This is a genomic window from Candidatus Enterococcus moelleringii, assembly GCF_017377575.1.
GTDB lineage: Bacteria > Bacillota > Bacilli > Lactobacillales > Enterococcaceae > Enterococcus_A > Enterococcus_A moelleringii.
This window is the reverse complement of the sequence record NZ_JAFREM010000020.1, coordinates 69247-95673: the sequence shown is the minus strand read 5'-3', so window position 1 is coordinate 95673 and position 26427 is coordinate 69247. Positions and strand designations below refer to the sequence as shown.

General features: G+C 43.5%; 25 protein-coding genes and 1 pseudogene. 19 read left to right on the top strand and 7 right to left on the bottom strand.

From position 1 onward, the window contains the following. A pseudogene (locus JZO70_RS13765) lies at nt 1–585 on the bottom strand (hypothetical protein); the annotation flags it as partial. A gap of 1080 nt (nt 586–1665) precedes the next feature. Between JZO70_RS13765 and JZO70_RS13760 the strand changes: the two are divergent. Together JZO70_RS13760 and JZO70_RS13755 are read left to right on the top strand one after the other, a co-directional pair. Further along, nucleotides 1666–2778: a helix-turn-helix domain-containing protein gene (locus JZO70_RS13760; protein ID WP_207674165.1), complete on the top strand. Its 1113-nt coding sequence runs from the start codon at nt 1666–1668 to the stop codon at nt 2776–2778. Between the two features lie 53 nt (nt 2779–2831). Next, nucleotides 2832–3665, top strand: coding sequence for an alpha/beta fold hydrolase (locus JZO70_RS13755; RefSeq protein WP_207674164.1), 834 nt, complete (start codon nt 2832–2834; stop codon nt 3663–3665). A gap of 72 nt (nt 3666–3737) precedes the next feature. Here the strand turns inward: JZO70_RS13755 and JZO70_RS13750 are convergent, their stop codons facing one another. Next, entirely contained in the window at nt 3738–4028 is a 291-nt protein-coding gene (locus JZO70_RS13750; RefSeq protein WP_207674163.1) for a type II toxin-antitoxin system HicB family antitoxin, read from the bottom strand. A gap of 19 nt (nt 4029–4047) precedes the next feature. Continuing rightward, the gene (locus JZO70_RS13745; protein WP_207674162.1) at nt 4048–4845 is read right to left on the bottom strand and encodes an alpha/beta hydrolase; all 798 of its coding nucleotides are present in this window, start codon (nt 4843–4845) and stop codon (nt 4048–4050) included. A gap of 585 nt (nt 4846–5430) precedes the next feature. Here JZO70_RS13745 and lepB point away from each other — a divergent pair. The 7 genes from lepB (at nt 5431) to JZO70_RS13710 (ending at nt 14640) form a co-directional block, all read left to right on the top strand. Then, complete coding sequence (gene lepB / locus JZO70_RS13740) at nt 5431–5973, top strand: signal peptidase I (RefSeq protein WP_207674161.1); 543 nt, start codon at nt 5431–5433, stop codon at nt 5971–5973. A gap of 62 nt (nt 5974–6035) precedes the next feature. Next, on the top strand, nt 6036–7250 hold the full coding sequence (locus JZO70_RS13735; protein WP_207674160.1) for a DUF7601 domain-containing protein: 1215 nt from the start codon (nt 6036–6038) through the stop codon (nt 7248–7250). Between the two features lie 24 nt (nt 7251–7274). Continuing rightward, nucleotides 7275–8228, top strand: coding sequence for a class B sortase (gene srtB, locus JZO70_RS13730; RefSeq protein ID WP_278252612.1), 954 nt, complete (start codon nt 7275–7277; stop codon nt 8226–8228). Further along, a complete protein-coding gene (locus JZO70_RS13725) occupies nt 8212–8934 on the top strand; it encodes a hypothetical protein (RefSeq protein WP_207674158.1) in 723 nt (240 codons plus the stop codon). Before srtB ends, JZO70_RS13725 begins: the two co-directional genes overlap by 17 nt. Next, the gene (locus tag JZO70_RS13720; protein WP_207674157.1) at nt 8927–13159 is read left to right on the top strand and encodes a DUF7601 domain-containing protein; all 4233 of its coding nucleotides are present in this window, start codon (nt 8927–8929) and stop codon (nt 13157–13159) included. The genes JZO70_RS13725 and JZO70_RS13720 overlap by 8 nt, the downstream gene beginning before the upstream one ends. A 153-nt stretch (nt 13160–13312) precedes the next feature. Then, nucleotides 13313–13762, top strand: a complete 450-nt coding sequence (locus JZO70_RS13715) for a GNAT family N-acetyltransferase (RefSeq protein WP_207674156.1) — start codon at nt 13313–13315, stop codon at nt 13760–13762. A gap of 83 nt (nt 13763–13845) precedes the next feature. After that, nucleotides 13846–14640, top strand: coding sequence for a DUF4931 domain-containing protein (locus JZO70_RS13710; RefSeq protein WP_207674155.1), 795 nt, complete (start codon nt 13846–13848; stop codon nt 14638–14640). An 86-nt stretch (nt 14641–14726) separates the two neighbouring features. On the opposite strand, the gene JZO70_RS13705 is transcribed toward JZO70_RS13710, so the two are convergent. Next, entirely contained in the window at nt 14727–15785 is a 1059-nt protein-coding gene (locus tag JZO70_RS13705; RefSeq protein WP_207674154.1) for a helix-turn-helix transcriptional regulator, read from the bottom strand. Between the two features lie 174 nt (nt 15786–15959). Between JZO70_RS13705 and JZO70_RS13700 the strand changes: the two genes are divergently transcribed. Together JZO70_RS13700 and JZO70_RS13695 are read left to right on the top strand one after the other, a co-directional pair. Next, nucleotides 15960–16334: an ASCH domain-containing protein gene (locus JZO70_RS13700; protein WP_207674153.1), complete on the top strand. Its 375-nt coding sequence runs from the start codon at nt 15960–15962 to the stop codon at nt 16332–16334. A gap of 75 nt (nt 16335–16409) precedes the next feature. Next, nucleotides 16410–16631 carry a hypothetical protein gene (locus JZO70_RS13695; protein WP_207674152.1) on the top strand — a complete coding sequence of 74 codons (222 nt, stop codon included), beginning with the start codon at nt 16410–16412 and terminating at the stop codon, nt 16629–16631. Between the two features lie 89 nt (nt 16632–16720). Here the strand turns inward: JZO70_RS13695 and JZO70_RS13690 are convergent, their stop codons facing one another. Beyond that, a complete protein-coding gene (locus JZO70_RS13690) occupies nt 16721–17350 on the bottom strand; it encodes a DUF998 domain-containing protein (RefSeq protein WP_207674151.1) in 630 nt (209 codons plus the stop codon). Between the two features lie 336 nt (nt 17351–17686). On the opposite strand from JZO70_RS13690, the gene serC reads away from it, so the two are divergent. From serC to JZO70_RS13660, 6 genes are all read left to right on the top strand, one after another. Continuing rightward, on the top strand, nt 17687–18769 hold the full coding sequence (serC, locus tag JZO70_RS13685) for a 3-phosphoserine/phosphohydroxythreonine transaminase (protein WP_207674150.1): 1083 nt from the start codon (nt 17687–17689) through the stop codon (nt 18767–18769). Then, complete coding sequence (locus JZO70_RS13680) at nt 18770–19954, top strand: 3-phosphoglycerate dehydrogenase family protein (RefSeq protein ID WP_207674149.1); 1185 nt, start codon at nt 18770–18772, stop codon at nt 19952–19954. It abuts the gene before it with no gap. Then, the gene (locus JZO70_RS13675; RefSeq protein WP_207674148.1) at nt 19954–21180 is read left to right on the top strand and encodes a DUF1015 domain-containing protein; all 1227 of its coding nucleotides are present in this window, start codon (nt 19954–19956) and stop codon (nt 21178–21180) included. Before JZO70_RS13680 ends, JZO70_RS13675 begins: the two co-directional genes overlap by 1 nt. 186 nt (nt 21181–21366) lie before the next feature. Continuing rightward, on the top strand, nt 21367–22248 hold the full coding sequence (locus tag JZO70_RS13670) for a DUF362 domain-containing protein (RefSeq protein ID WP_207674147.1): 882 nt from the start codon (nt 21367–21369) through the stop codon (nt 22246–22248). 9 nt (nt 22249–22257) lie between these two features. Further along, nucleotides 22258–22791: an ECF transporter S component gene (locus tag JZO70_RS13665; RefSeq protein WP_207674146.1), complete on the top strand. Its 534-nt coding sequence runs from the start codon at nt 22258–22260 to the stop codon at nt 22789–22791. 1 nt (nt 22792) lies between these two features. After that, nucleotides 22793–23356 carry a uridine kinase family protein gene (locus JZO70_RS13660; protein ID WP_207674145.1) on the top strand — a complete coding sequence of 188 codons (564 nt, stop codon included), beginning with the start codon at nt 22793–22795 and terminating at the stop codon, nt 23354–23356. 210 nt (nt 23357–23566) lie between these two features. Here JZO70_RS13660 and JZO70_RS13655 read toward each other — a convergent pair whose 3' ends face one another. Then, the gene (locus tag JZO70_RS13655) at nt 23567–24076 is read right to left on the bottom strand and encodes a DNA-3-methyladenine glycosylase I (RefSeq protein ID WP_207674144.1); all 510 of its coding nucleotides are present in this window, start codon (nt 24074–24076) and stop codon (nt 23567–23569) included. Nucleotides 24077–24196: 120 nt separating this feature from the next. On the opposite strand from JZO70_RS13655, the gene JZO70_RS13650 reads away from it, so the two are divergent. Together JZO70_RS13650 and JZO70_RS13645 are read left to right on the top strand one after the other, a co-directional pair. Further along, the gene (locus JZO70_RS13650; protein WP_207674143.1) at nt 24197–24532 is read left to right on the top strand and encodes a PadR family transcriptional regulator; all 336 of its coding nucleotides are present in this window, start codon (nt 24197–24199) and stop codon (nt 24530–24532) included. A 2-nt stretch (nt 24533–24534) separates the two neighbouring features. Next, entirely contained in the window at nt 24535–25566 is a 1032-nt protein-coding gene (locus tag JZO70_RS13645; RefSeq protein WP_207674142.1) for an HAAS signaling domain-containing protein, read from the top strand. Nucleotides 25567–25612: 46 nt separating this feature from the next. Here the strand turns inward: JZO70_RS13645 and JZO70_RS13640 are convergent, their stop codons facing one another. After that, a complete protein-coding gene (locus tag JZO70_RS13640; RefSeq protein WP_207674141.1) occupies nt 25613–26410 on the bottom strand; it encodes an MBL fold metallo-hydrolase in 798 nt (265 codons plus the stop codon). Between the last annotated feature and the right edge of the window lie 17 nt (nt 26411–26427).

Here is a 26427-nt window from a genome sequence, read left to right as displayed (position 1 = left end):
TTCCGTAAAACGCCGCACGCCGTCTTTTTCAAAAATTGTTAACGTTGTCAAAATAGATAAAAGCTCAGTGGTTTCTTCGGTGGTGTAGCAAGGATCGACATCCTTAAAGGTAAAGCGGTGTTTTTTGCCGTTGGCATCTTTATAAACTGTGGCAATGTTCATCAGCTCTTCAGGCTGGCGCGCGCCACAGTGGAGTATTTTATGTAAGTGATCGGCTGTTTTTTGGGTGGAGGCAGTAACTGCTAAAAATTCCTTTTGGTTCTTGAATAGCCGGGCAATGACCTTCGCCCAATCTGCTTCAGAAAAATAATGCTTAAAGTAGACGCAAAGATGGCGTACTGGGGCCAAAGCTTTGACGTCGCCCTCCAACAATAGTCTGCAAATCAGATCTTTAGCCATGTTGGAATAATCAAGAGGAGACAGGGCGTTTTTCACCAGCACCATCACTGCACATTGCAGCAAATAGGCCACGTCCTGAACCTCTTCAAAGTGATTTTGGAATCGTTTGGCCATGCCAGCTGGTTTTAGGGAAGTAAGTTGAGTGAATTTAAGGGTGGATACTTTTGTTTTTGTTGACGGTTTCATTTTAGCAGCTCCTTGTCTATATGTGTAATCGATAATCATAATATATAGTAAGAGATAATCATAATCAAGTGGTAATTTAGAAAAAAACAAGCTGTTTTTATAACCGTAATTGGTGAAATAAAATAATATGCTATTTTAAAATGGTCGGTTGAAAAGAGCAAACGGTTGAGCAGTACCGAGATAGACACGAAAACAGAATTGGCGTCCCCTTCCATTGGTGTTATCTTAATATTCAAAAGGGGCTGGTGCTTCATAACAAAATAATTTGATCTGTCTTCTTCTTGAAATGCATGTTGTGATGACTATGCTGCGCACCAATTCATGTGTTGTTAAAGAATAAAAAAATTTACTTCGTTGATTTTGTTAATAAGTAAACTGTCTGAATCGTTAATCAAGTTGTTTTTTTACATAGAATCGTTATGATGTACCAATCTGGGCTGGATTTACTTTAGAATGCTTAAAAATTAAAGTGACTTCCAAATAAATTAATAGATAACAACTTGATTATCTACTCCTAAGTAAGTAAATCTACTTCTTTTGGGGCGACAGTCGGCTGAAAAAATACGCATAAAAAAAGGCGCAGCTAAACACTGCGTCTTTCGTGCGTCAAAAAAAATAAACTAAATCAATAGTTTCTCCCAATTCAAACTCATTTTGACAAAAGCTCCAAAAATCCCGCACGATAGCGGTATGGAGATGCTACCTTCAGCATTGGAATGAGCGACCTCCGCGATTTGATCGACACTTAAAATACCATCCACATCCAAGGTATTCTGCTGGTCATTCTGATCTCTTTCAGTTTCCGAGAGGTTTCCTTTTGATACTTCAAGATATTGTTGGCTGGAAGAGTGAAATGTAATATTTCTGAGTAAATTTCAATTTTTTTGAAATTCGTCATCATGTATTTCAGCGGTATCAACAGCACTAAGTTCGTAAACGACAGGACGATACGTACTGAAATTGCACCATCCATTCAGTTAAAGTATCGCAAAAGTTGATTTTGTTTTACCTAAGTTAACCATCACTCCATTGATTGATCTGCAAGTCATCGCTACAATGAAGATGAAAGGACGTGAGCACATGCGTATGAATCTTGGTTTAGTAATTAGTGAAAAACGCAAAGCCAAAAAAATTACCCAACAGGAGCTGGCGGATTTTATGAATGTCTCCAAAGCATCGGTATCTAAATGGGAAACGGGGCAAACGTATCCGGATATTACTTTACTGCCATTGCTGGCGGCTTATTTTGATATCAGTATCGATGAATTGTTGAATTACGAGCCGCAACTGAGCAATAAAGAGATTCAACACATTTATACTTCGCTGAAGAAATCTTTTGAAACGAAAGCGCCGGAAGAGGTGTTGGCTTCGATCCACAGCTTTGTTCGCCGCTATTATTCCTGCTATCCGTTTGTTTTGCAGATGGGCATGCTGATTATTAATCATCTGGATCTTTTTCCTGGGGAGGATCTGCAAGAGAAAATGCAAAAATATTTGAAGGAAGCTTTGGAGTTATTCGTTCATGTGCGAAGACATGCTAAGGAACCGGATTTGATTCTTCAAGCATCGCGTTTGGAAGCCTATGTCCTGCTGCAGCTGAAGGAAGCCGATCAGGTGTTGGGAATTTTAGGGGAGCAGGTGCCGGTGTGCTATCCGATTGAAAGTATGATAGCGGCCGCTTTTCAGTTGAAGGGTCAAAATGATCGTTCGGTGGCGATTTTGCAAAGTGCCTTGTATCAAAATGTGGCAGTGGTGATGAGTTTATTCACTAATTATTTGCATTATTTAATCAAGCAACCGGAAAAATTCGACGAAACCGTCAAACGGGGAACTGCGTTTGCTGAACTATTTGATTTGGATCGATTGAATCCGATGAATTTGATGAACTTCCAACTGTCGGCCGTTTTCTGTTTGGCTCAGCAGCATAGAGAAACGAAAGCATTGGAGATGCTGGAGGAATTTGTCACGGTATTTGAACAGACGGAATTTCCGATTGAGCTGCATGGGGATGACTATTTTGATCAAGTGGATTCGTGGTTTGAGACGCTGGAAACTGGCAATCAGCTGCCGCGGGAGTCAAAGATAATGAAGGAAAATTTGATTGCAATGGTCTTGGAGAGCTCCTTTTTAACAGCTTTCAAGAATCAAGAGCGAGTTCAGCAGATTTATCAACGTTTGGAGGACTTATCCTAAAAAGCAAGAAGGTATAGTATACTGAAATAAATCGAGAAACACCGGGAGAAAAAATGAAGACACCAGGGAAACTAGTCACTGTCAATCAGCACCAGATGCATGTGTATTATCATGAAGCAAATACGGATCGACCCACAATTGTTTTGCTGGCGGGCTCAGGAACCGCTTGTCCAACTTATGATTTCAAGCCTTTGTGGCGGCTGCTGGAAGGTCACTATTCTTTTGCTGTAGTTGAACGTCCTGGTTATGGCTGGAGTGAGATCACTGATCGGCCACGGGATGTTGATACGATGCTGGAGGAAACCCGGGAAGCCTTGAATCAAGCGGGAATTAGTGGTCCCTTTATCCCAACCGCCCATTCCATGTCTGGCTTAGAGGCCATTTGTTGGGGGCAAAAATATCCCAAGGAAGTTTCGGCGATTATTGGTCTGGACATGGCCGTTCCGGCAGCTTATGAAGAAGTCGCACTGCCGAAAGCTTTTGCGCTGATGATTGGGATTGCTCATTTGCTGAAACGACCGATCGCAAATGCAAGAGTAAAAAGCCATCCGGCAGTGAAGCAAGGGCTGTTAACCAAGGAAGAAGTAGCAGCAATGAAACAGATTACCGCTCAACAACTTCTAAGCCAAAACATAGTCGATGAAACGAAGTTCGTATATAAAAATGCCAAAAAAGTTGCGGCGGGCAATTGTCCACAGGTTCCGGTTTTATGTATTCTGGCTAATGATAAAGGCGTACTTAAGAATACGCCCAGCTGGGGGAAGGTTCACCAGGAATATTTTGCTGATAATCGACAAACCGAATTTCTTGAGTTGGACTGCGGGCATTATGTTCATTGCGAAGAGCCTGAGAAGGTGGCGAAGGCGATGAAAGAATTTATACATTAGAAAGCTGACTAGATGGGGATTAGCCATTTAGTCAGCTTTTTAGTATGCGATTGTTTTCGTTTGAATTGGATATCAACTGCTTGGAGGAGAAATTTTTATCTCAATTAATCGAACAAAAGAACCTTTGTCATACAGCACGTTATCCATAGCTGTCGGCACTGGCAAGCTCTCGCCATGATCCAGCATGTCAGCTAAAACCATTTGCAGTACTTCCTCGGCCATAGCAACTCCTTGAGGTATATCGGAGTCGTTAATCCCTGTATAAGCACCAGGTATATCAGGGAATTCAATCATAAAACCGCCATTTTCCTCCGAGTGAAATATTGCCGGATAGGCGAAAGTTCCAGGGACTATTTTATTCATCCTTTCTCAATAAAATCGCCTAACGTTCCAATCGTCTTTCCATCCACTCCACACACAACGGCAACCATTTCGCAACTGGTGGATTAAGGTGCTGAGCTTTTTCTGATTCGGCTGAAGCACGGGTGGCTAAGGACAAGCCGTGTTTGCCGCTTTCGAACAGATGACACTCAAAAGGAATCGCTTCTTTGGTTAATCCTTCGCAATATTTCAAGCTGTTTAGTACCGGAACGCCGCGGTCGTTGGCGGTGTGCCAGATAAAGGTATCCGGTGTTTCCGAATTGACTAAAGCAGAGGTGTCGTAATCTTTTAAGCTGCTTGGATCTAAGACATCTCGTGCTGGCCAGCCATAATTAAAGCTGATAACCGGGTAGCAAAGAATAGTTCCTAAAGGTTTTGAGCAAAGCGGGCTATTTGTTTGAATGGTTGTTTGCCATTTGTTGGCATACAAGGAAGCCATATGGCCGCCCGCTGAACAACCCAGTAAAAAGATCGCTTTCGGGTCCATTTCCCACTGGTCGTGATGGGTCTCAATTTGTTTGAAAATTTCTGCCAGCAGACGGGTATTAGTATCCAGATAATCCGGCGTTACTTGAGAAGTATCTGGCAACACCGGGTAGTCCACGACAATTGCGTGGTAACCATGAGACAAAAAGGCTAAAGCGATAGGCTCGGATTCACGACCGGAGACCATGCGATACCCGCCGCCGGGACAAATCACGACAACCGGCAACTCCTTCCGGTCAGTAGACACATTTTCCCGCAGGTAAAGCTTGTAAGATGCGGCAAATTCTGGTAATTGAATTGTTTCTAGTTTCATTTTTTCACTCCTTTTTTTGGTTGTTCAACGATAAATGATTGGGTCAGTTTTGGCAGAGATTTTGTCTGCCTCTTTGTTAAAAGTATAAATCATTCTGGGCGTTGGAACAAATGGTGTAGAGAGTTTTATTTTAGAATAATTGTTAGTGAAAAGGGTCACAGCTCATTGAAAGCGTGGTCAGATTGAGTTAAAATAATTAATATAATAGTATAAAAATAAATTAGTGTTGCGAGGTTCGAAAACTGTTACATAAGTGTTGTCGTGCTAAGGGAAATCTCAATTTTTTCTCTCTTATACAACTTATCTAAGAACAAAAAATTGCTCTATTGTTGGACGTGGAAATTATAAATACAATATTTTGCAGACTGTTTTCTTTGAGAAATTCTAACAATTTATTCGCAGAAGCATGTCGATACACTCTATAAAATAATTATTACCGCAATAAGGGCAATAATTTTCAAAATATTCCTGATCAATCGTGTCATAATTCGACTTATGGCAGGCTTGTTTTGAGGTTTTCTAGACGATTTTGGACATGATGAGGCAGTACTAATAATCAAAATAACAGGAACAGGAAATGAGCTTATGGACAAAGAGGTACACGAGCAAGAGCCACCAAAGGAGAAAAAAACACTGCAGCCTAGTTTGCTGCAGGATATTCTGGCATTGTTGATTAAGATATTTGCGATTTTGACTGTTTTGTCGCTGATATTTATTTTTATTTTTGGAGTATTTACTTCAAACGATCTGACTATGCAGCCGGCGGTACAGGCTTCAGACATAGTCATTTATTACCGTTTGGCAAATGAGTACAAAGAGTCGGATTTAGTTGTATTGGAGTACGAGGATAAGCCGCATATACGCAGAATTGTTGCCGTTGCAGGTGATACCGTGGATATCACGGAAGAAGGACTATTTATCAATGATCACCTGGTCATTGACCAAAACAATCAGGAAACGCTGCTCTACACAGATGGCGTTGAATTTCCGTTGACGGTACCAGAAGATCATGTGTTTGTGTTGGGAGACAATCGGATGGAGACAATAGACAGTCGGATGTATGGAACGGTTGCTATTGAAGATGTACGGGGGAAGGTGTCTACGTTGATTCGCCATAGGGATTTATAGTATCTGAGTAGGATTTATTGGGGGAAGTTGAGTTCAGAGAAAAGAAAGGGATGTGTTGAAGAATGAGAAGAATGATGAGGCAATTGGCAAAAGGAGTCGGAGTTTTTGGTTTGATGGTAGTGGCGATGGTGGCGTTTGCGGGGACGGCGTTTGCGGCGAATCCACCAATCGGATTGATTCCGGGAGAGGATCCTGGAACTCCAGCAGCACCTGCAGAACCAAAAATCACAAAACGGGTAAGAGTTGCTGAAGGACTTAATGTTCCAGCCAACACCTATAAATTCACGCTTACGCGGGAAATAATAGAGGATAGCGAGACCAATGAAATGTCACCGATTGTCAATAACCCAATTGAAATAAATATGTCAGCAAGTGCTCCAGGTACAGTTAAGGATGCGGATGGTTATGTTTATAAAGAAGCAACTTCAGATAACGTTTTAAAGGATATAACATTTCCGCATGCTGGCATTTATTCTTATTTGGTGAGAGAGGGTACAGGCAGTAATCCGATAAATGAAGGCACCATGACATATTCTAGTGAGTCCTACAGGATGCGGGTATATGTAGACAACGAACCTAGTACGAGCAATGTATATGTTAAATATGTAACGTTCCATTTAGTAACTAGGGTAAATGGCATTACTACTGAAACGAAAGCTGACCCAGTGTTTACGAATACGTATACAAAAAAAACTACTTTCGAAATTAAAAAAATGGTTGCCGGAGATTATGCAGATAAGAAAAAGGATTTTACGTATACCTTAACACTATCCAAAGTACCAGGAGTTTCCGGAAATCAAAGTTATATAGCCCAGTATTATTTAGCTAACGGGACAAAAGGCCGACAAGGACAATTTACTGTAGACAGACCAGTCACTTTCACTTTGAAACATGGAGAATCAATAGTATTTGAGGATAATATAGAGGTCGGTACAAAATATAAACTCGAAGAAAATCCATACGCAAATTACAAAGCTGAAGTTGTTGTCTCTAATGCAGACGGCGAAATTGGAACTGAAGTAGGTGCCGACAAAAATACTGCTGTTACGATCGGTGATCCGATAGCATCAAATACCAATTTGCAAGCACCAATTCTTTTAACTGAAAAGAGTGCGAGTGCTACCAACAAAGCTGAATGGACAAATACCTATGCTGAGCCGCCAACACCAACGGGTATCTTCTTGAACAACTTACCGTTCATCCTGATGATCGTCATCGCAATCTCTGGTTTTACTGGCTATATCGTGATGAAACGTAGAAGTCGCAGGACTGAATAAAGCATTTGGTTAGGATAATGCATAATGGAGAACAATAAGAAATCCATAGTAGCGGGGCAATGGATCGTAAAGGGTCTGAATAGCTCGATCAATTTGGTAATGCTGAGCGCATGTTTGATTCTTTTGCTTTTCGGCAGCTTTGTGCTGTTTCTGTCGGATTCGGTTTATCGGCAGGCGGATGCCAGTGCTTATAACATGTATAAGCCAGTTGCCGGAGAACCAGATGGCGGACCGTCATTTTCGGAACTTCAGAGTATTAATCCGGATATTTCAGCATGGCTGACCGTCTATGGTACCCATATTGATTATCCGGTGGCCCACGCTGACAACAATGACAAGTATATAAATACTGATCCGTTGGGAGAGTATTCTCTGTCGGGCAGTTTATTTTTGGACTATAACAATGCGCCGGGATTTACTGATTTCAGTAATATCATCTATGGGCATCATATGGAAAAAAACAAGATGTTCGGCGAGTTGGCGTCTTTTCTGGATCAAGAATATTTCAATGCTCGTGAGTATGGGGAGCTTTTTTACGAAGGCGAAAACCACGGCATCAGATTTTTCGCAGCTTTGGAAGCAGATGCTTATGACGATACGATCTATCGGACAGATGTTCCGGCGGGTGAGGAAGAAGCCTATGTTTCGCATTTGATTGCGGTCAGCAAAAACAGCAGAAGAGTAGAGATCAAACCAAACGATCGCCTTGTTCTGCTTAGTACCTGCACCACCGGCAGCAGTTCGGAACGACATATCTTGGCAGGAGTAATTACTGATGACACTTATGGCAATCCGTTTGCTGCAGGTGAAACGGGTGGCACTTCGACGAATAAACATCAGGTGGACCATCGAAAAAGTGGTTTGCTTGGTGGAATCGACTGGCAGCTACTGGTATCACCAATCATTCTGGTTCTGTTAATTGTGCTTTACTGGCTTTGCGGTAGGGTGAGGAGAGGCCGATATGAAAATAATGAATAATTTAATAAGGCTGTTCTTCTGTCTATGTGTGTTTGGAGGCACCAGTATTTACTGCTATGCAGAAGAGTTAACGGCAGTGACCTTGACAATGGATCAGAGTTTTGTCGATTTGGATGGCGCAAGCTACCCAGCAGAGGCTGAGGTGACTTATCTATTGACGGCTGACACACCGGATTCACCGATGCCCGTGGGCAGTGTGGGTGGACAGTATCGCTTTAATCTTAAAGGGAATTCCAGCGGTGTTACAGCGCCGATTCTATTCGAACATGCTGGTATCTTTTCTTATCAGCTTCAGGCATCAATCCCGGATTCTTTTCCATATCAAGGAACTCCACCGGTGTACTATATTCAAGTGTATGTGAAGAATGATGGCAACAGTTTGATGAGTGTCTACAATCAGGAGCGAACTAAAGTGTCGGCGATGTCGGCTGTGTATACCTCTCCTACCAGAAGGGTGATTGCTGATCAGAATGTTCGTGAAGACAACAGGAGAATCCCCGACACACGAATACTTTCTGGAAATGTGCCAGCGAATCAAGCAACGTCGCGTCGCTCTCTACCTAGAACTGGAGACAGCAGTCAGACAATCATCTGGCGGGTATTGGGAATTATTTGCTTAATGGGTGTACTAATTGTGCAGGTAAAAAAAGAAAGCAGATCACAGACTATGCTTATACAAAATAGAAAGAAGGGGAGCGATGAATAAGAAGAGATTATTTGCCAAAGTACTAAGTATTATGCTCGTTTTCTCGTCAATCTTATCCTCTCCAGGCTGCGTTTTAGCTATTCAGAGTGAAAACACAGTGTCTAGTAGTGAACAAGAAATAGCGCCATTACTTCAGGATGAGATACCGATTTTGTCGGAGGAGACTAACGAGCCCGAGTATGTTGACGCCAATGTCAGTGAGAGCGCAGCATCTAGCGAGCAGGAAGTAGAGCCATCAGTGCAGGAAGAAACGCCGATTTTTTCAGAGGAGAAAGTCGAGAACGAGGACGATGAGCTGTTGGAGGAGACAAGTCAGACAACAACTCAGAGTGAAGAGGTTTCTGAGGGCAGAGTTCCAGAAGCTGCGGATTTTGCACTGTCGAGATCGAATCGAGCGACTGGAAATGGTCTGACAGTACAAGTTACCGGTCCGAGAGATGATGATGCTACAAAGGATGGTATTCAGACTAAAATGCGGACATTTGTCGATGGGAATAGTACTCAGGTACCTGATTTTATTCTTGGTTTGCAAGTTACTAATAGTAATGATGAGAGTCTGAATGGTACCTATATAGATATTCCGTTGGACTGTGTTCCTGATGGAGTGACCGCACCATATGAAACTTATACTGATAGTGATGTCCCAATCTATATTTTCGATGAGGCTGGAAGCACTCTGACTGATGTTATTAAAGAGTGTGAAACAATATTGGACAATGGCACACCAGAAACTTTGCGCCTGCATATCAAAGAAGATGCAAATCAAGGAGTTTACCACCTGTTTCTTAACTTTAAGTTAAATGAAGAATATTACGGCAGGATTCCTCCAGGAGGGATGTCTTGGATTGTGAAACCATCATATCACGATAGTGTTAATGATGAGAGTCTAACGATTGTTGAGATTCTTACCACGGCGAATCCGATTGAGTCAGTAGAATTTGAACGACAATCACCGACCGGTAATGAGTTTTCTGGTACATCAGTAGTGACGCTTCTTACCCTTAACAATCGTAATCAGTATGAAGCTTTGCTGAAACCTGGAAGTTATTCCTATGTTAAAGTTCCAGCTGAATTTTCAGTGTCAGGCTCAATCACGACAAGCGGAGCAAAAGTGCCATTGCCGGCGCTGGGTTATGTGGGGCGGGAAGAAGAAACGATTGATGGAATCCTATATCACGTGTATAAAAAGCAACATGGAAACACCCAGGATACCTGGACTAACTGGAACCATAACTCTGTTGCGGGGTACACGTTCAACAGACTGTATCTTGATATAACTGTACCTTCAACTTACGCAGTGGGTAATAAATTCAACGTGTACTTTGGAGCAGAATTGACACGGGAAAATGGTGTTAAGAAGAAGCTGGAAGAGGTAGTTGATTATAAGAAAATAGAAGCATTATCGTGGTCATTGGAAACGAATCGATATCACGCACATAGTAGCGGATTGCCATCAAGCTGTGGAATTGAAGATACTGCTGTTGGAACAAAGGCACTAAACAGTGATTGGATTTATGCTGGTTACGGATCGTATAACCATAACTCCTCAACCAGAAACATGGGAATGGGGACCGCACAGGGTACACGTCTGGAGCTATATAGTACGAGTAACGGCCCAGCTCGTCTGAACTATAATCAGGTAGAAGTAGTCGTTGCTACGGGGCCATATCCCAATCGGGCTAGCGGGCCGGAGACTGGAAAACCATGCTGGTTTAAAGTCGAGTTCATGATTGGAAATGAAAATGGAACGCCTGATAGGAAATCTAATGTCATAAAAAGCGATAACAAGACATTTACAGTATCGCCGGATGAAATGCCTGAATTGCAATCAGGAGAATATATCAGTAAAGTAATCGTGACGCCAATGGGAGCGAATGGTACCCAAGAGGGTGAGTGGCTACCTGGTAATCTTATCTCATTGAAATACCAGCCCAAAGCCTGGCCGAATCAAACATGGCCAGATGGGACACGGGTACCTGACAGGCCATCAACGGTTACGATGATGTGGACCTTGCATTCGGATAATAAGACGACGCCGGAACAAAGTGGCCGCGCTAGAACGGTGACCTATCTTCCGCAGAATACAGTTTCCGCAAGAGCACAAATGATTAGTACCGATTCGACAGACCGGGGACCAGGAGATACGGTTACCTACAATCTGAATGGATACAATAATCTTGCTCAAATCGGTAATTCCTGGATAGATCCGTATTTGATCATCGCTGTACCAAAAGTCCTGAAACTTAAAGACCCGGGGTTGCCTAAAATTTACGAAGATTTGGTGAAAAATGGTAATGCACCAACAGAAGTATTTGTTAAAAAGATGTCTCAGAGCAGCAACAATGCAAAATATGATTTTTATGAAATTGACATGAGTGGAATCACCCAGGCACCATGGCGTAATGATCCGGCATTTAGGATACCACTTCAGTTTCAAGTTGCAGAAGCGGCGCCGGATGGAACTTACCAGATTCCTTTTGTTGTCGTGTCTCAGAAGAATAAAGGTGCATTTTCTCAAGTAGGTTTTGATCTCAATAATCTGGAGCCGAATCTAGCAGGAGTTAGTGCGGCGGGTCTTGGCTTCCACGATGCAGATAAATACACCGCGATTAAGAGCGGGCATACAGATTTGACGATCAGCCACCGGACGGGGATATCCGCAAATATTAATATAAAATCAGATACCTTAGATTGGTCGAATCTGAGGACGGTTTCTGTTTCACCCGGTGAGCAGGTAGAGATGAAGCTTACGCTGAAAAACACCGGAAATGTTAACTTGAATGGGATAAAATTGTATAACATATTGCCTTATGATAGTGACGGAAGAGGAAGCACAGGTAATGTTATTTTCAAGGGTATCGATGCGCCAGGCTCTGCGAAGGTTTGGTACAGTACCAAACCAGTAGCAAACCTGCCTCCCTACGATTCGATAGAACTTTCTGCATTTAACCCAAGCGGTAATCCATCTTGGTCAGAAACAGCACCATCAGATTTGAATGATGTTACTGCGTTTTATATTAATTTTGAAGACAGTATGATTAAACCAGGTGAAGAGTTTGCTCCGATTATCAAATTCGAAATCCCTAATGGCACTGAGGCATGCACAGCTTACAATCAATTCAAGTATATCGTTTATGACGAGACTACGAATAAAAAAGTTTTAGAAGCTAGCTGTCCTAGTAAAGGTTTTAGCACAGAGGCATTAAATCTCGAATTTACTACTGGTGTGGATGAATCGATTACGGTGAATAATATGCCGGCTAATGTTTCTAAACTGCGGGAACATACACCGGAAGATATTGTTATTCCGTCAGGGCCGGAAAACACACCAACCAGAACGGGATATACATTCAAAGGATGGGAAGATGGCTCCGACCAGTTATTTGAACCTGGAGGGACGATTCCCTTTGGAAAAGACGTTAACAAGATTATACTGAAAGCGCAATGGACACCGATAACAATTAAGGTGTCCTATGATGTCAATGGCGGGCAGCCGTTTGATCCTCCGTTAAGTTCGCTTCCATATCAATATGATCAGGTGCTCGAGGCAACAGATCTACCGACTGCCCCGGTTTGGGAAGGATATCGGTTTAAAGGATGGAGTACAAACTATGTATCGGAGACTGCGGACTTTGGTGTAGGCACTAAGATAAATTTTACAACTGATACGACAGTTTTTGCCGTCTGGGAAGAACTCTATACGCTTACGGTTAGTCAGCAAACAGCTGGGGCATTCGCAGATAAAACGCTGGTGTTTGATTATACGGTGAAATTTAGCAATGCTGATGGCAGTCCGTATACTAAAGAATTAAAATATAAAAGAGCAAACGGAGGTACAGAGGTGTTCCCTCTGGATAACGATGGGAAAGGAACTTTTTCACTCGGCGAAGGCGAAAGCATCAGCTTCCAGTACTTTGCGGAAGAGAATGGTGTTCAGTATGAAATTGTGCAGACTAAGAAAGATCTTTATCAGCCTTATGTCAATGCCACGATTGATTCTGAGGGGAATGTGGTCGGGGGTTCGGCAACCAACATAGCTAAAGGAACAATCGGAGATGACAAGAAACATGATGCGGAAAAGTTCATCAACGAAAGAGCCGATGTTCCAATCACCGGAGTTGATATTGATGACATTTCAAGCCAGATGATGGTTTGGATATCTATTTTGGGCTTGTTGTTGTTTGGTTGGCATCTTCAACGAAAAAAAGCAGATCGTAAAGATTAAGCATAAATCACGAGTTACGCTGATCAATCAGCGTGCTCGTGATTTTTTTGTGCTTCAAGAGAAGTCACGGATAAACGTGCTGCTCAGCTAATTTTTGCCGATTATTCCTGTGCTATAATTTACTAAACTGCTTAATTGAGGAGCGCAATTCAAATGGAAATAAAACTGATTGAATCCAATAAGAAGGATTTTCTTGATCTGTTGCTTTTAGCGGATGAGGAAGAAAAGATGATTGACAAGTATTTGGAGCGTGGGGATCTTTTTGCTTTGTACGACGATGATTTGAAAAGTACTTGTGTGGTGACGGCTGAAGGCGGGGGTGTTTTCGAGCTGCAAAGTTTGGCGACCTATCCGGCATTTCAAGGGCAAGGGTACGGCAAGCGGATCGTGAGTTATGTCGTGGATTATTATTGGGACAAAGGGAAAACGATGATTCTTGGGACAGGAGATGTGCCAGGGATTTTGGGCTTTTATGAAAGCTGCGGCTTTGTGATTTCTCACAAAGTGGAGAATTTCTTTGTTGAGCACTACGAGGAGCCGATCTTTGAAGAGGGGATTCAGCTGAAGGATAAGGTATATCTTACGATGGATCTTGGCGAATGATGGGTTATTTCAGCACAAAGCGCTTGATGGTGGGATCGATCAAGTATATGATGGTAAAAACAGGGAGAAAGGAACATCGATAAATGACCAAACCAAATCAGCAGCAGCCGTTGATTTTTTCTCATGTGGCCGCCCAAGGTAAGCCGCAGCACATGACGGCGGAGAAAAATGGCTGCCCATTTTGCAATTATGCCGATACCGAAAATATATTAACTGAAGCCGGGGACTTCACCTGGGTGCTGAACAAATACGCTACCTTGGAGAATACGCTGCAGACGATTATTATTGAAACGAAGGACCACGATGCCGATATCACCACCTACAGTCGTCAGTACAATCGGGACTTGATGCGTTTTGCCATTGATTGTTGGCAAGAGGTGAAGCATGATCCCAAGTATCAATCGGTGCTGTTTTATAAAAATCACGGACCGTTATCCGGCGGCAGCTTGAAGCATGCTCATATGCAAGTGGTGGGCTTAGAGGAACTGGACGGAGAAGAAAATCTGGTGGCGGAGAATTTTACTGGGATTGAAGTCTTTCAGCGGGGAAATTTGAGCATCAACTTTTCTACTGAGCCGGTGATGGGCTTTTTGGAAATTAACCTGATAGTGCCGGACAACAATGTAGAAGAATTGGATCACTTGGCGGATGGAATTCAAGATACGGTGCAATTTATTTTGAATGAATACTATCGCGGCCGCTGCGACAGCTTCAACCTGTTTTTATATGAGCGGGAAGGGCAGTTGATTGCCAAAATTACGCCGCGATTTATGACATCGCCGTATTATGTAGGCTACAAGCTGTCTCAAACTTTTACCAACGAACATTTGGAAGGAATTGGCGAGGAGTTTCGGGCTTTTTTGGAAACTAAAGATTAACAATCACAATTCTTCGGTTTGTCTATTTGATGAGTTGATTAAAGTGGAGTTCTCTCGCTTTGAGAGAACCATCCACTTTTTTTGTTTTAAAGTCTGTTTTTCATTTCCAACAGCAGCATCTGAAAATCAGGGGAATCCTTTACTAAGTCGTAGTCGTTCAGTGACGAATTTTCTAAGTCCTCTACCAGTTTTCTCAAGAGCGTTTTGCCCAAAAGCGGGTCCATCTCCTTATTGGGAAGATGGCGGTAGAGGTGTGACTGGTCGAAAGACCAAGGAGTTGTTAACAGCTGAAGCATATCCTGCAGAGTTTTTAGCAAGGTTGCTTGATCCTTCAAATAGATCGCTTGTTTAAGACGAAGGCCGAAAGAAGTCAGGGCTGGCGAATCCAGCAGTTTTTCCAATTGCTGACTAGTTTTGACCAGGTGGTCGACTGCTTCAGGTTGATCTTCGAGAATCGCTGTTTCTGCTAAGAGTGTCAAATAACTTTGGAGGTGCGCGGAATACTGCAAAATACTTGCCTCAGTCAGTTTGGCGGCCTCTTTCCACTTTTCTTGTTTTATATATAAGGTTGCTTGAATGTATGAACGATCAAAGCTTGGCTCTAAAGGGAGAATGTCTAGCAGATCTTGTGCTTTGTCGAATTCGGATCGCTCCATGTATTTATTGATTAGGCAGGCGTTTGCCTGATTACGGATCGCAGGATCATCGCTTTGTGCTGCCCGCAAGTACCAGTCTTCGATCTTTGTTAAGCTAGCGGCAGCAGTCTCTGATTCATACATATAGTACAGGCCGTTCATAATGATCGCGACATTAAGCAGCAATAAATGACAGGTTGGGTATTGCTGGATCATTTTCTCGGCCTGTTGAAATGCTTGTTCAGCACCAGACGTTGCGGCAATTTGGCTTAGCTGGTTCACAAAGTCAGCCACTTCTTGCCGGGATAATTCTTCATGAAAGGACAAGAGCGTGTTCACATCAATTCTAAGTAAGCGGGCTAAAGCAGGCAGAAGCGTGATGTCAGGATAGGACAAGCCGTTTGCCCATTTACTGACGGCGGCAGTGGTGACGCCTAGTCTTTCGGCGACGTCTTTTTGTTTTAAGTTTTGTTCGGACATTTTTTTGCGTAGAATTTGATCGATTTTCATGTTGATCCGCCTTCCTTATGTTTTGGTGGGGCTCCTATACTAAGTTTACAGCGTGATTCGCGGGTCTGACAAGGGAGGGATGATTAAGTTTCAGTGGAATTTATTAACTGGAGGTTGAACGTTGTTTTGAAGAAGGAACTGGACTAAAATGATGAAAAAGGAAGGGTGAATCCAGTGAAGGTGCTAATGTCCATTAAACCAGAATTCGTGGCTGAGATTGCGAAGGGCGTTAAAAAAGTCGAGTATCGCAAAACGATTTTTCGGCGTTCGGATATTTCCGTTGTGGTTGTTTATGCTACGAAGCCTTGCGGGAAAGTTGTCGGGGAGTTTACGATTGAAAAGATTATTGAAGATCATCCGGCTAAAATTTGGCAAGAGACGAAGGAGTTTTCGGCCGGAACGAAGGAAGCTTTTGACGAATATTTTAAAGGACGATCAAAGGGTGCGGCGATTATGATCAAGGATTTTGTCAGTTATGAGCAACCGCTGGAGCTGAGCGACTTGAATCTTAAGGCAGCGCCGCAGTCCTTTTGCTATATTGAAGAATAGGGAGCAAATAAATGTTGCAGCCGCTCACCAGATACTCTAGTATAAGAAGTGACTAAAGACAAAGGACCGATTTTGATGAAAAATTTTATACTCTCCCACGATATGCTGCTGTTAGTGATTTTGGCTGGCTTTGTGCTGGCAATGGTAGTCTTTGCAATTCTGGCAATTATTTCTTTTTTTAAAGATAGAAGTAAAGAAGATGGCTTGTTTTTCACTTTACTAGTGGTATTGCTGGTTTTTATGCTGGTTTCCCTGTATCTTAATTCCACCTTTCAGGAGCTGCCGCCGCCAATTTGAGTCGCGTTTCTTCTATTATATATACGCCGGTTTTCTTATCAGAAGACGGGCTTTTTTGGTGTGGATTGAAATAAGAAAAGTGAATGCGATCAGCTAAGTAAATTTTTTACAGCGATAAAAGCTAGCGGCAGGTACATAAATAGTAGATTTAGTCGTTGCCAGAGGCCCTCGCTGGCAATCATTGTTTCTTGAAATTGAGGTTTCTCAGCCATGATAAACAGGACAAAAAAGACCAGCGACAAAATGAATGAAACTACAGCAATTACTCCGGTGGTTCGATCTGCTGATTTGAAGGAAAGAATCGCCAAAAACAAAGGGACGAAAAGCAACAGCATAAAACCAATCACAGAACCGAAGCCATGAACGACGGAAGCAGTCGTAATTACATCTTTTGTTTCGTTAACACTGAAAAAACAGGTGAAGATACATGCACCCACTGCGAAGATACCGATAAACATCACGGTTGCGATGCTTAGTGGCTTGGAAACGCCGCGATAAAGTCGGTAAATACTAGGTGTCGCTAGTAAAAGCAAGACACCAGCTGTCAGCATCCATAAATTGAATGGAAGTCGAACCGGGCTGTTGGGATTGCCTAACGAACTGATGGCCATGGTTTTAGAATCATACCCGGGATAAAAGGGCGCAAGGATTAAGGGAACAAGCATTTCACCGATCACTGCAATCAACAAAAACAACCAACCTTTTGATAAAACCTTCATTTTATTTTCTCCTCCCAGCATTTAGCTCTATTTTATTATAGAAACAAAAGGATTAGTCAGCAGTATGAAGATTTTGTGTCAAAAGGCCTTTTTTTATTTTGTCAGGCTAGAATTTCGGGATTTTACCAGCCTAATGAAAGAGAAAGTGAAAATTTTCGGGATTTATACAAATTATATCGAGATGTCAGTAAAATTAGGCTTTTATCATTTTGCAACATCTGTTATAATTGTCTTCACATCTTGCGATAGATGCCAGTTTTCTCACATGGAGAAAATGACGGCGAAACGTGAGATGAATAGTTACCAATTTCAAAAAAGAAGAAGGAGAGAACAAAAATGACAATTTACAATTTTTCTGCTGGACCAGCCGTGTTACCGAAAGCCGTGTTGGAGAAAGCCCAATCCGAGCTGCTTGACTATAAAGGCAGTGGCATGTCGGTGATGGAGTTGAGTCATCGTTCCTCCTGGTTTGAAGATATAATCAAGGACGCCGAAAATTTGTTAAGAGAATTAATGGCGATCCCTGACAACTACAAGGTGTTGTTTTTACAAGGCGGCGCAAGCTTGCAATTTACCATGGTGCCGTTAAACTTGGCGCAAGGCAAAAAAGCGTTGTATGTAAGTACTGGTTCTTGGGCGAAAAAGGCCATCAGTGCAGCGAAGGCTTTGGATAACGTGGAAGTTGAAGTTATCGCTGCTTGTGAAAATGATAACTTTAACTACATTCCTGAATTACCGAAGGAAGTTGATCCGTCAGCGGCCTATGTGCACATTACGACTAACAACACGATTGAAGGAACGGCTTTCCAAACGATTCCGGATTACGGCGATGTGCCGATCGTGGCCGACATGTCATCGAACATTTTAGCTAATGACTATAAAGTAGAAGATTTCGGTGTGATTTACGCTGGGGCGCAAAAAAATATCGGGCCAGCTGGTTTGACGGTTGTGATTATCCGTGAAGATTTAATCGGCGATGCCAAAATTGCGGCACCAATGCTGGATTACAAAATCCAAGCCGACAACAATTCGCTTTACAATACACCACCAACTTTCGCGATTTACATGGCGAAGTTAGTCTTTGAATGGGTGAAAGAGCAAGGCGGCGTGGCTGGGATCACGAAAAAAGATCAAGAAAAAGCGGGTCGTTTATACGATGCTATCGACAACTCAGACATGTTCCAAAGTCCTGTAGCTAAGGATGCTCGTTCAATTACCAATATTCCATTTGTGACCGGCGATGCGGACTTAGACAAGAAATTCAACGCCGAAGCTTTGGCGGCTGGTTTTGAAAACTTGAAGGGTCACCGTTCTGTGGGCGGCATGCGGGCGAGCCTGTACAATGCATTCCCAGCAGAAGGCGTCGAAGCATTAGTTGACTTTATGGCAAAATTCGAACAAGAAAACGGAGGGAAATAAATGTTTCATATTAAGACATTTAACGCGATCGCACCTGAAGGTATGGAGCGTTTTGATAAAGAAAATTACCGCATCAACGAAAGCGATACGCCAGACGGTATTATTTTACGCAGCCAGAAATTGCACGATTACGAGTTTCCTGAATCTGTTTTAGCCGTTGCTCGGGCGGGTGCTGGAACCAACAACATTCCTGTCAAAGAGTGTACGGAAAAAGGCATCGTCGTTTTCAATACCCCAGGGGCAAACGCCAATGCGGTGAAAGAATTAGTGATTGCCAGCTTATTATTGTCGGTTCGCCCGATGATCCAAGGGATTCAATGGGTACAAACCTTGAGCGGCGACGATGTGGAAGAACAAGCGGAAGCGCAAAAGAAACAATTTGCCGGCACGGAATTAGAAGGCAAAAAATTAGGAGTGATCGGTCTTGGTGCCATTGGGGCTATGATCGCTAACGATGCTTACCGTTTAGGGATGGAAGTAACAGGTTATGATCCGTTTGTTTCTGTGGATACTGCTTGGAGCATTTCTCGTCGGGTGCGTCGTGCCAACGATATCAAAGAAATTTTTACCAATTGTGATTTTATTACCGTTCATGTGCCTTTGATGGATTCAACCAAGCATTTGATCGGGGCGGACGAATTGATCCAAATGAAGGACACGGCGAAATTGTTTAATTTCTCTCGTGGGGAAATTGTCGATACCGATGCAGTATTAGCAGCGGTTAACGAGGGCAAAATTGCTGGCTTCACTACTGACTTTGCGGAAGAAAAATTGCTGCACAATGATAAGATTACTGTTTTGCCGCATTTAGGCGCCTCAACTGAGGAAGCGGAAATCAACTGTGCTAAAATGGCGGCCCGCGGATTGAAGCGTTTCTTGGAAACCGGCATTATCAAACGTTCGGTCAATTTCCCAACCGTGGAAATGGCTTTCCATGCGCCTTACCGCATTACGATTATTAACAAAAATGTACCGAACATGCTGGGGCAGATTGCTTCAGACATTGCTTCACTAGATATTAACATTGCCAACATGGTGAATCGCGGACAAGATGAGCACGCGTATACCTTGGTAGATGTGGATGAAACTGATCCGGAGAAAATTCAGGCGATTGCTGACAAATTGATGGAAAATGACGGGATCGTTCGCGTACGCACCATCAAGAATCAGGAGGTGGGCTATTAATGGTTGAGGTTCATCCTTTTAAGGCCATCCGTCCGGCTGAAGCGCTGGCGGATCAAGTCGCTGAGCTTCCTTATGACGTGGTCAATTCAGCGGAGGCCAAAGAGTTAGCTCAAGGCAATCCTCACAGCTTTTTCCATATTGATAAAGCGGAGATTGATTTGCCAGAAGAGTTGTCACCTTATGATCCGCAAGTTTATCAAAAAGCTGCCGACAATTTAGCGGCTTTCTTAAAAGAAGGCTGGTTGAAAAAAGAAGACAGCAATTACTATTATTTGTACGAACTAATCATGGATGGCCGCAGCCAAACTGGATTAGTGGCTTGTACTTCGATTGATGATTATGTGTCTGGCAAGATCAAGAAGCATGAATTTACCCGTCCGGAAAAAGAAGTGGACCGGATTAATCACATCAAAGCTTGTGATGCCAACACCAGTCCGATCTTTTTAAGCTATCGCTCTGATGCGACGGTGCAAGGGTTGTTAGCTGAGTGGAAAGCAGCTCATGCACCAGTTTATGATTTTAAGAGCTATCATGAAGTGACTCATCGAGTATGGGTGATTGACGATGCGACGGTGATCGATCAATTGGAAGAAGCTTTCAAACTAGTGGATGCTTTGTATATCGCAGACGGCCATCACCGGACGGAATCAGCGGTGAAGGTTGGTTTGGAAAAACGCGAAAACGGCCAAGAAAGTCCCGAAAGCAGCAACTTCTTATCGATTATTTTCCCTGACGATGAATTAGCGATTTGGGAATACAATCGGGTGCTGAAGGTTGCGCCGCCAGCAGATTTCTTTGACCAATTAGCAGAAAACTACACGGTTGAAAAAAGCGGCGTGAAAAAACCAGCAGCTGTCGGTCAAGTTCAAATGTATCTTGGAAAAGACTGGTACACCTTGACTGTGAAACCTGACAAGGTTAACAACGACCCGGTGGAAAGCTTGGATGTTTCCTTGCTGCAAAATTACGTATTCGATCAAATTTTTGATATTAAAGATGTACGGACTGATAAACGGATTGATTTTATTGGCGGAATTCGCGGCACGGATGAATTGGAAAAACTGGTGGATTCAGGGGATTGGCAACTGGCCTTCTCGATGTATCCAACAGCGATCACTGATTTGTTGTCAGTCGCCGATGCCGGCAAAATAATGCCGCCAAAATCGACCTGGTTCGAGCCAAAATTATTAAGCGGCTTGTTCATGCATGATTTAGAAACGAAATAAAATTAGACCACCTGCAGGATGACGGAGATGTCGGAATGTGGGTGGTTTTTCTGTCATAAAATTGGTAAAAGGCTATTGACTTAAACCTTGCTTTAGGTGGTAGGCTTAATAATAAGTTCTAATGCGGCAATGATGGAATTTACACGGGATAATTGTTTCAAAAAATGAAGAAAGCGAGTGGTTCGTATGGAAAAAGATCAAGAAAAGGCTACAGTTTATATGACCAGCGATTTATCATCGGATGGATTGATGAAGGTTTACCAGGCGTTAAATTGGGAACCAGCTGGCAAAGTTGCAGTGAAAGTAAGCACTGGTGAAGCGGGGAATACCCACTATTTAAATCCAGAGTTAATTAAAGAATTGGTTCAATCAGTGGATGGGACCATTATCGAATGCAATACTGCTTACGGCGGCAAGCGGGCCAGCACGGAGGATCATTTGCAGGTAGCCAAAGATCACGGCTTTACGGCGATTGCCGATGTGGACATTATGGATGCGGAAGGATCCTTGTCGTTGCCGGTTCCTGATGGGCAACGTATCAATGAAAATTTGGTGGGTAAAAACTTAGCCAATTACGGTTCGGTGTTAGTTTTGTCTCACTTCAAGGGACACGCGATGGGGGGCTTTGGCGGAGCGGTGAAAAATATCTCCATCGGTATCGCTTCACGAGACGGGAAAATCTGGCTTCACAGCGGAGGCACCAGCAAAACACATGCGTGGGATGGGGAACAGGACGCTTTCCTGGAATCAATGGCGGAAGCAGCTAAGTCAGTTTCGGATTATTTCGATAATGGAGAGAAAATGACTTATATCAATGTGATGAATCATTTATCGGTGGATTGCGATTGTGACGGCAATCCGGCTGAACCGGATATGCACGATATTGGAATTTTGGCTTCTCATGATCCGGTGGCGCTGGATAAAGCCTGCGTGGATTTGATTTATGCTGCCGAAGATGGAGCTTCTTTGATTGAACGAATGGAAACTAGAAACGGCATCCATACGCTGGATCATGCTGTAGAGATGGGATTGGGCCAACAGGAATACGAATTGGTTTCAGTCGATTAGGAGGAAGTTATGTTGAATACGAAAAAATTGGTATTGGCCGCTCTATTTTTAGCGATGGGGATGGTCCTGCCATTTATTACCGGACAAATTCCGCAAATTGGCAGTATGCTGCTGCCGATGCATATTCCAGTGATTCTTTGCGGATTTGTTTGTGGTTGGCAGTATGGCTTATTCGTGGGCTTTGTTTCGCCTTTGCTGCGGTTTGTGCTCTTTGGGATGCCGCCGTTATTTCCAGTAGGGATCGCTATGGCTTTTGAGCTGGCGGCCTATGGTGTGTTAGTTGGACTGGTGTATCACAAATTGAAGCAAACGGATGTTAAAGGAATGTATCTTTCTTTGATCGTCGCGATGCTAGGTGGTCGAGTGGTTTGGGGATTAGTGATGGTCTTGTTAACCAGTGTTGCTGGTGGCATTTTCACTTGGCAAGTGTTCATGGCAGGTGCTTTTATCAATGCACTGCCGGGAATTATTTTGCAGTTGGTGATTATTCCAATGATTATGCTGGCCTTGGAGCGGACCCACTTAATTGAGTCGAAGGCGTAATATGGATAGTTTTGAAAATATCTGCCAGCTTATCAATGAAAAACTGAAGCAAAAGCAGCCGCTGTTTGTGGCGATTGATGGTCGCTGTGCTTCTGGGAAAACTACTTTGGCTAAGAAGCTGCAGGCGCACTTTAGTTGTCCCGTGATTGCGATGGATGATTTTTTTCTCCAGCCGCAGCAGCGGACAGAAGAAAGATTGGCGCAGCCGGGAGGCAATGTGGATCGCGAGCGTTTTTTTCAGGAGGTGTTAAAGCCCTTGAAGGAAAAACAGGAAGCTTGCTATCGACCTTATGACTGCCAGAGTCAAAGTTTTTTGCCGGCGATTGCTGTTGAAAAATCGGATTTGTATCTGGTGGAGGGCTCTTATGCTTGCCATCCGGAGATAGCAACTGAGTATGATTTGAAGCTGTTTTTAACGACAACTGTTGAAAAGCAATTGGCACGTTTAGAAAAGCGGAATCCGCAAAAGCTAAAACAGTTTCAGGAGCGCTGGATTCCATTAGAGGAGAGCTATTTTTCTGCCTATCCGATTGAGAAAGCGGCGGATTTGGTGGTTACAACTTAATATTTTAGGGAAAAGCAAAGTTCGCGGAGGACTTTGCTTTTTTGCTTGGGTAGGATTTGAAATAATATAAGTCAACTTAGTATAAGTTCATTTATACTAAGTTGACTTATACTATTTTTGGGATACCTTTTTTTTGTTTACCTCTTATAAAGATGAACTAGCCAAAATAAAATGATGATGCTGATTGGATAAATTGGGATCCTCGTTGTGCTACCGATCCAACACCTGATCTTGAATAATTCCCGCCGCCTTCAGAAACATGCAAGTCACCACTGGTCCCACAAAAGTAAAGCCGCGTTTCTTCATGTCTTTGGCGATAGTGGTGGCTTCCGGAAGGGTATTGGTGACTTCGTCAGAGGTTTCGTATTGTTTAACCACCGGCACACCGCCGACGAAATCCCACAAATAATCGGCAAAACTATCGTAATCCTCCAACAAACCAACAATCGCTCGGGCATTTTGTACGACGGCTTTGATTTTACGAGGATTGCGGATCATTTCCGGGTCTTTACAAATGCGTTCGACATCATCCGGGAAAAAGGCGGCAACTTTGCGAAAATCCATCCCGCAAAAATTCTTCATGAACACCTCTTTTTTGCCAGCCGCGGCTTTCCAGCTTAAACCAACTTGAAAAACGCCGACTGTTAATAGTAGAAAAAGCAGTTGATCGTCTTTAGTTGGTTGGCCCCAACGATCGCTGTACCACTGATATTTTTTCATGTGAACACCTTTCTTCAACGAAATCTCTTACTTTAATTGTATCATAGTGGAAAAACAAATGATGTGCTATTGACTATATTGTGTGACGTACAGTATAATTATAAGTGAAGAGGTGATGATATGCCAGAGAAGGATCTTGTTCAAAGTTACATCACTGAAATGAAGCGGGGCAGTTTGGTGCTGGCAGTTTTAGGGAGTTTACGGGAGCCCTATTACGGCTACGCTTTGCTGCAGCAGATGCAGGAGGCTGGCATCGAAATTGAAGCCAATACGTTGTATCCATTATTGCGCAGGTTGGAAAAGCAGGGATTATTGACCAGCGATTGGGACACCACTGAGAGTCGCCCTAGAAAGTATTATACGGTTAGTCAAAAGGGGATCGAAATCGGTAACGAATTGTTGCAGGAATGGGTGAGGATGCAAAAAAGCATCGCTCGGATTTATTTGGAGGAGTAATTATGAATAATTGGATCGATCGATATGTGGCAGCCGTTGTGGGACGTTTGCCGGAAGAAGAACGGGCAGAGGTTGAACGGGAATTGAAAAGCAGTATTTACGATATGTTGTCGGAAAATCCGACTGAAGCTGAGGTGAAACTGGTATTACAAGAGATGGGCTCACCGGCTGAGTTGGCAGAGGAATATCGTCAGAATCCTCGTTACTTGATTTCACCACGGGTTTACGATGATTATATACGGATGCTGAAGATACTGGTGCCTATCATCGCTGGGATTGCGGCGGTTATCGGTGCAGTTAGCGGAGGAATTGAAGCCTTTCAGACCAGCGGCATTCAAATCTCGGAAGTCTTTCAGCTGATCATTGGTGATGGCATCAGCAGCGGTGTCTCTGGGGCGATGCAGGCGTTGATCTGGATCACGATCGGCTATGTGATTGCTGAACGTACCGGCATGATTGGCGATAAGAAGAAAGAAGAGTGGAAGCTGGAGGATTTGCCGAAGCCTCAAGAAGGAGAGTTGATTCCACTTTCTGATCCGATTGGTGAATTGATTGCGGCCTTTTTCTTTTGCGGCTGGTTGGCCTTAATCGGGCTCGGACTTGCGCCGTTTGTGGCCTTTACCAATGATCAATCGGTGGAGGGCGTGGCGTTGTTTAGCGACAGCTTCGCCATGAAATTAGTGCCGATTATGGTGGTCATAATTCTGCTGACAGTGATTTCTAGTCTGAAAAAAATCACGCAGCGCCGCTGGACCAGCCAGGTTTGTTTCTGGGTGATCGTCGATAATTTAGTGTCGGCTTTGTTGTGGATCTTTTTGTTCATGCAGCGGGATATTTTCAGCGCTGAGCTGATTAATAAAATGCAGGAGCAGGAGTGGTCAAGCGGCGATGTGCTGCATTATATTTCGACGGGCAACACGACGAATATTCAACTGATTATTTGCGGGATTATCGCGCTGGTGACTCTGATTGAAATCGGATCGGCTATTTTTAAAACAGCGAAGAATAATTCGGTTCAGGCGACTGTGGCATAGAAAAAGGAATCCAAAGCGTGAAGTCGCTGAGGATTCCTTTTTGTCTTTAATGTTTGTTTAAGCGGAAAGGCTCGCCAGCCGCCAAAACACGAATGCGTTCTGGATTGACCACTTTGTCGTAAAGATCTTCAGGATCGCCGTTGAACACGTCCTTGTCGGGTGCATCCACCGTGCCCCAGTGAGACAAGAGCAGGTCGGCCTTAGGATAGGTGTTGGCCAACAAGATGGCGTTGTCCAAACCGATGTGCCATTCGTTGTCGGAAAAATCGTATAAAATTGCATCCGGTTGGGGCATTTCCAACTGCTCCGGCAACAGTTTAGAATCGCCTGGAATCCATAGGGTGCCGTCTGGTGTTTCGATCCAAAAGCCGCAGTAGTCTTCCATTTTGTAAACACGGTCGGGCTTGCTGCGGGCATTTTGCCACAAGTGATCCGCCGGCGTCAGGGTGACGGTGATGTCTCCGTCTTGGAAGGTTTCGTGGATCGCATGACCGGTTGCCGGATAATCAAAGGTTTCCTTCATTAAATCAGCCACAAAAATCGGTGCGTGGGCGGTCTTAGTCACTGGCAGGATTTTTTTCAAGGTATCCAGGCTGTAATGATCGTTGTCTGAATGGGTAATCAGTAAATTATCCAGATGAGGCACTTCGTCAGCTGGGATGGGCAGATCGATCAATAGTGGCAGGTCAAAGCCTTCCAGTACGGGGTCGGCCATCATGCAATAGCCGCGGCTGTTCATTAGGATGCCGGAATTGCCTAGCCAGCGAATTTCAGTGGTTTCAATTGGTTCAAAGGCTTCTTTGCCAAAGGGAATGGTTGTTGGTGGGGTTGCTTGTTTTTTCATGTTATCGAACTCCTTTT

What these genes read in the sequence shown, in the direction of transcription:
- JZO70_RS13760 (WP_207674165.1), top strand. Translation starts at nt 1,666, where the DNA reads ATGCGTATGAATCTTGGTTTAGTAATTAGTGAAAAACGCAAAGCCAAA.
- JZO70_RS13755 (WP_207674164.1), top strand. Translation starts at nt 2,832, where the DNA reads ATGAAGACACCAGGGAAACTAGTCACTGTCAATCAGCACCAGATGCAT.
- JZO70_RS13750 (WP_207674163.1), bottom strand. Translation starts at nt 4,028, where the DNA reads ATGAATAAAATAGTCCCTGGAACTTTCGCCTATCCGGCAATATTTCAC.
- JZO70_RS13745 (WP_207674162.1), bottom strand. Translation starts at nt 4,845, where the DNA reads ATGAAACTAGAAACAATTCAATTACCAGAATTTGCCGCATCTTACAAG.
- lepB (WP_207674161.1), top strand. Translation starts at nt 5,431, where the DNA reads ATGGACAAAGAGGTACACGAGCAAGAGCCACCAAAGGAGAAAAAAACA.
- JZO70_RS13735 (WP_207674160.1), top strand. Translation starts at nt 6,036, where the DNA reads ATGAGAAGAATGATGAGGCAATTGGCAAAAGGAGTCGGAGTTTTTGGT.
- srtB (WP_278252612.1), top strand. Translation starts at nt 7,275, where the DNA reads ATGGAGAACAATAAGAAATCCATAGTAGCGGGGCAATGGATCGTAAAG.
- JZO70_RS13725 (WP_207674158.1), top strand. Translation starts at nt 8,212, where the DNA reads ATGAAAATAATGAATAATTTAATAAGGCTGTTCTTCTGTCTATGTGTG.
- JZO70_RS13720 (WP_207674157.1), top strand. Translation starts at nt 8,927, where the DNA reads ATGAATAAGAAGAGATTATTTGCCAAAGTACTAAGTATTATGCTCGTT.
- JZO70_RS13715 (WP_207674156.1), top strand. Translation starts at nt 13,313, where the DNA reads ATGGAAATAAAACTGATTGAATCCAATAAGAAGGATTTTCTTGATCTG.
- JZO70_RS13710 (WP_207674155.1), top strand. Translation starts at nt 13,846, where the DNA reads ATGACCAAACCAAATCAGCAGCAGCCGTTGATTTTTTCTCATGTGGCC.
- JZO70_RS13705 (WP_207674154.1), bottom strand. Translation starts at nt 15,785, where the DNA reads ATGAAAATCGATCAAATTCTACGCAAAAAAATGTCCGAACAAAACTTA.
- JZO70_RS13695 (WP_207674152.1), top strand. Translation starts at nt 16,410, where the DNA reads ATGAAAAATTTTATACTCTCCCACGATATGCTGCTGTTAGTGATTTTG.
- JZO70_RS13690 (WP_207674151.1), bottom strand. Translation starts at nt 17,350, where the DNA reads ATGAAGGTTTTATCAAAAGGTTGGTTGTTTTTGTTGATTGCAGTGATC.
- serC (WP_207674150.1), top strand. Translation starts at nt 17,687, where the DNA reads ATGACAATTTACAATTTTTCTGCTGGACCAGCCGTGTTACCGAAAGCC.
- JZO70_RS13680 (WP_207674149.1), top strand. Translation starts at nt 18,770, where the DNA reads ATGTTTCATATTAAGACATTTAACGCGATCGCACCTGAAGGTATGGAG.
- JZO70_RS13675 (WP_207674148.1), top strand. Translation starts at nt 19,954, where the DNA reads ATGGTTGAGGTTCATCCTTTTAAGGCCATCCGTCCGGCTGAAGCGCTG.
- JZO70_RS13670 (WP_207674147.1), top strand. Translation starts at nt 21,367, where the DNA reads ATGGAAAAAGATCAAGAAAAGGCTACAGTTTATATGACCAGCGATTTA.
- JZO70_RS13665 (WP_207674146.1), top strand. Translation starts at nt 22,258, where the DNA reads ATGTTGAATACGAAAAAATTGGTATTGGCCGCTCTATTTTTAGCGATG.
- JZO70_RS13660 (WP_207674145.1), top strand. Translation starts at nt 22,793, where the DNA reads ATGGATAGTTTTGAAAATATCTGCCAGCTTATCAATGAAAAACTGAAG.
- JZO70_RS13655 (WP_207674144.1), bottom strand. Translation starts at nt 24,076, where the DNA reads ATGAAAAAATATCAGTGGTACAGCGATCGTTGGGGCCAACCAACTAAA.
- JZO70_RS13650 (WP_207674143.1), top strand. Translation starts at nt 24,197, where the DNA reads ATGCCAGAGAAGGATCTTGTTCAAAGTTACATCACTGAAATGAAGCGG.
- JZO70_RS13645 (WP_207674142.1), top strand. Translation starts at nt 24,535, where the DNA reads ATGAATAATTGGATCGATCGATATGTGGCAGCCGTTGTGGGACGTTTG.
- JZO70_RS13640 (WP_207674141.1), bottom strand. Translation starts at nt 26,410, where the DNA reads ATGAAAAAACAAGCAACCCCACCAACAACCATTCCCTTTGGCAAAGAA.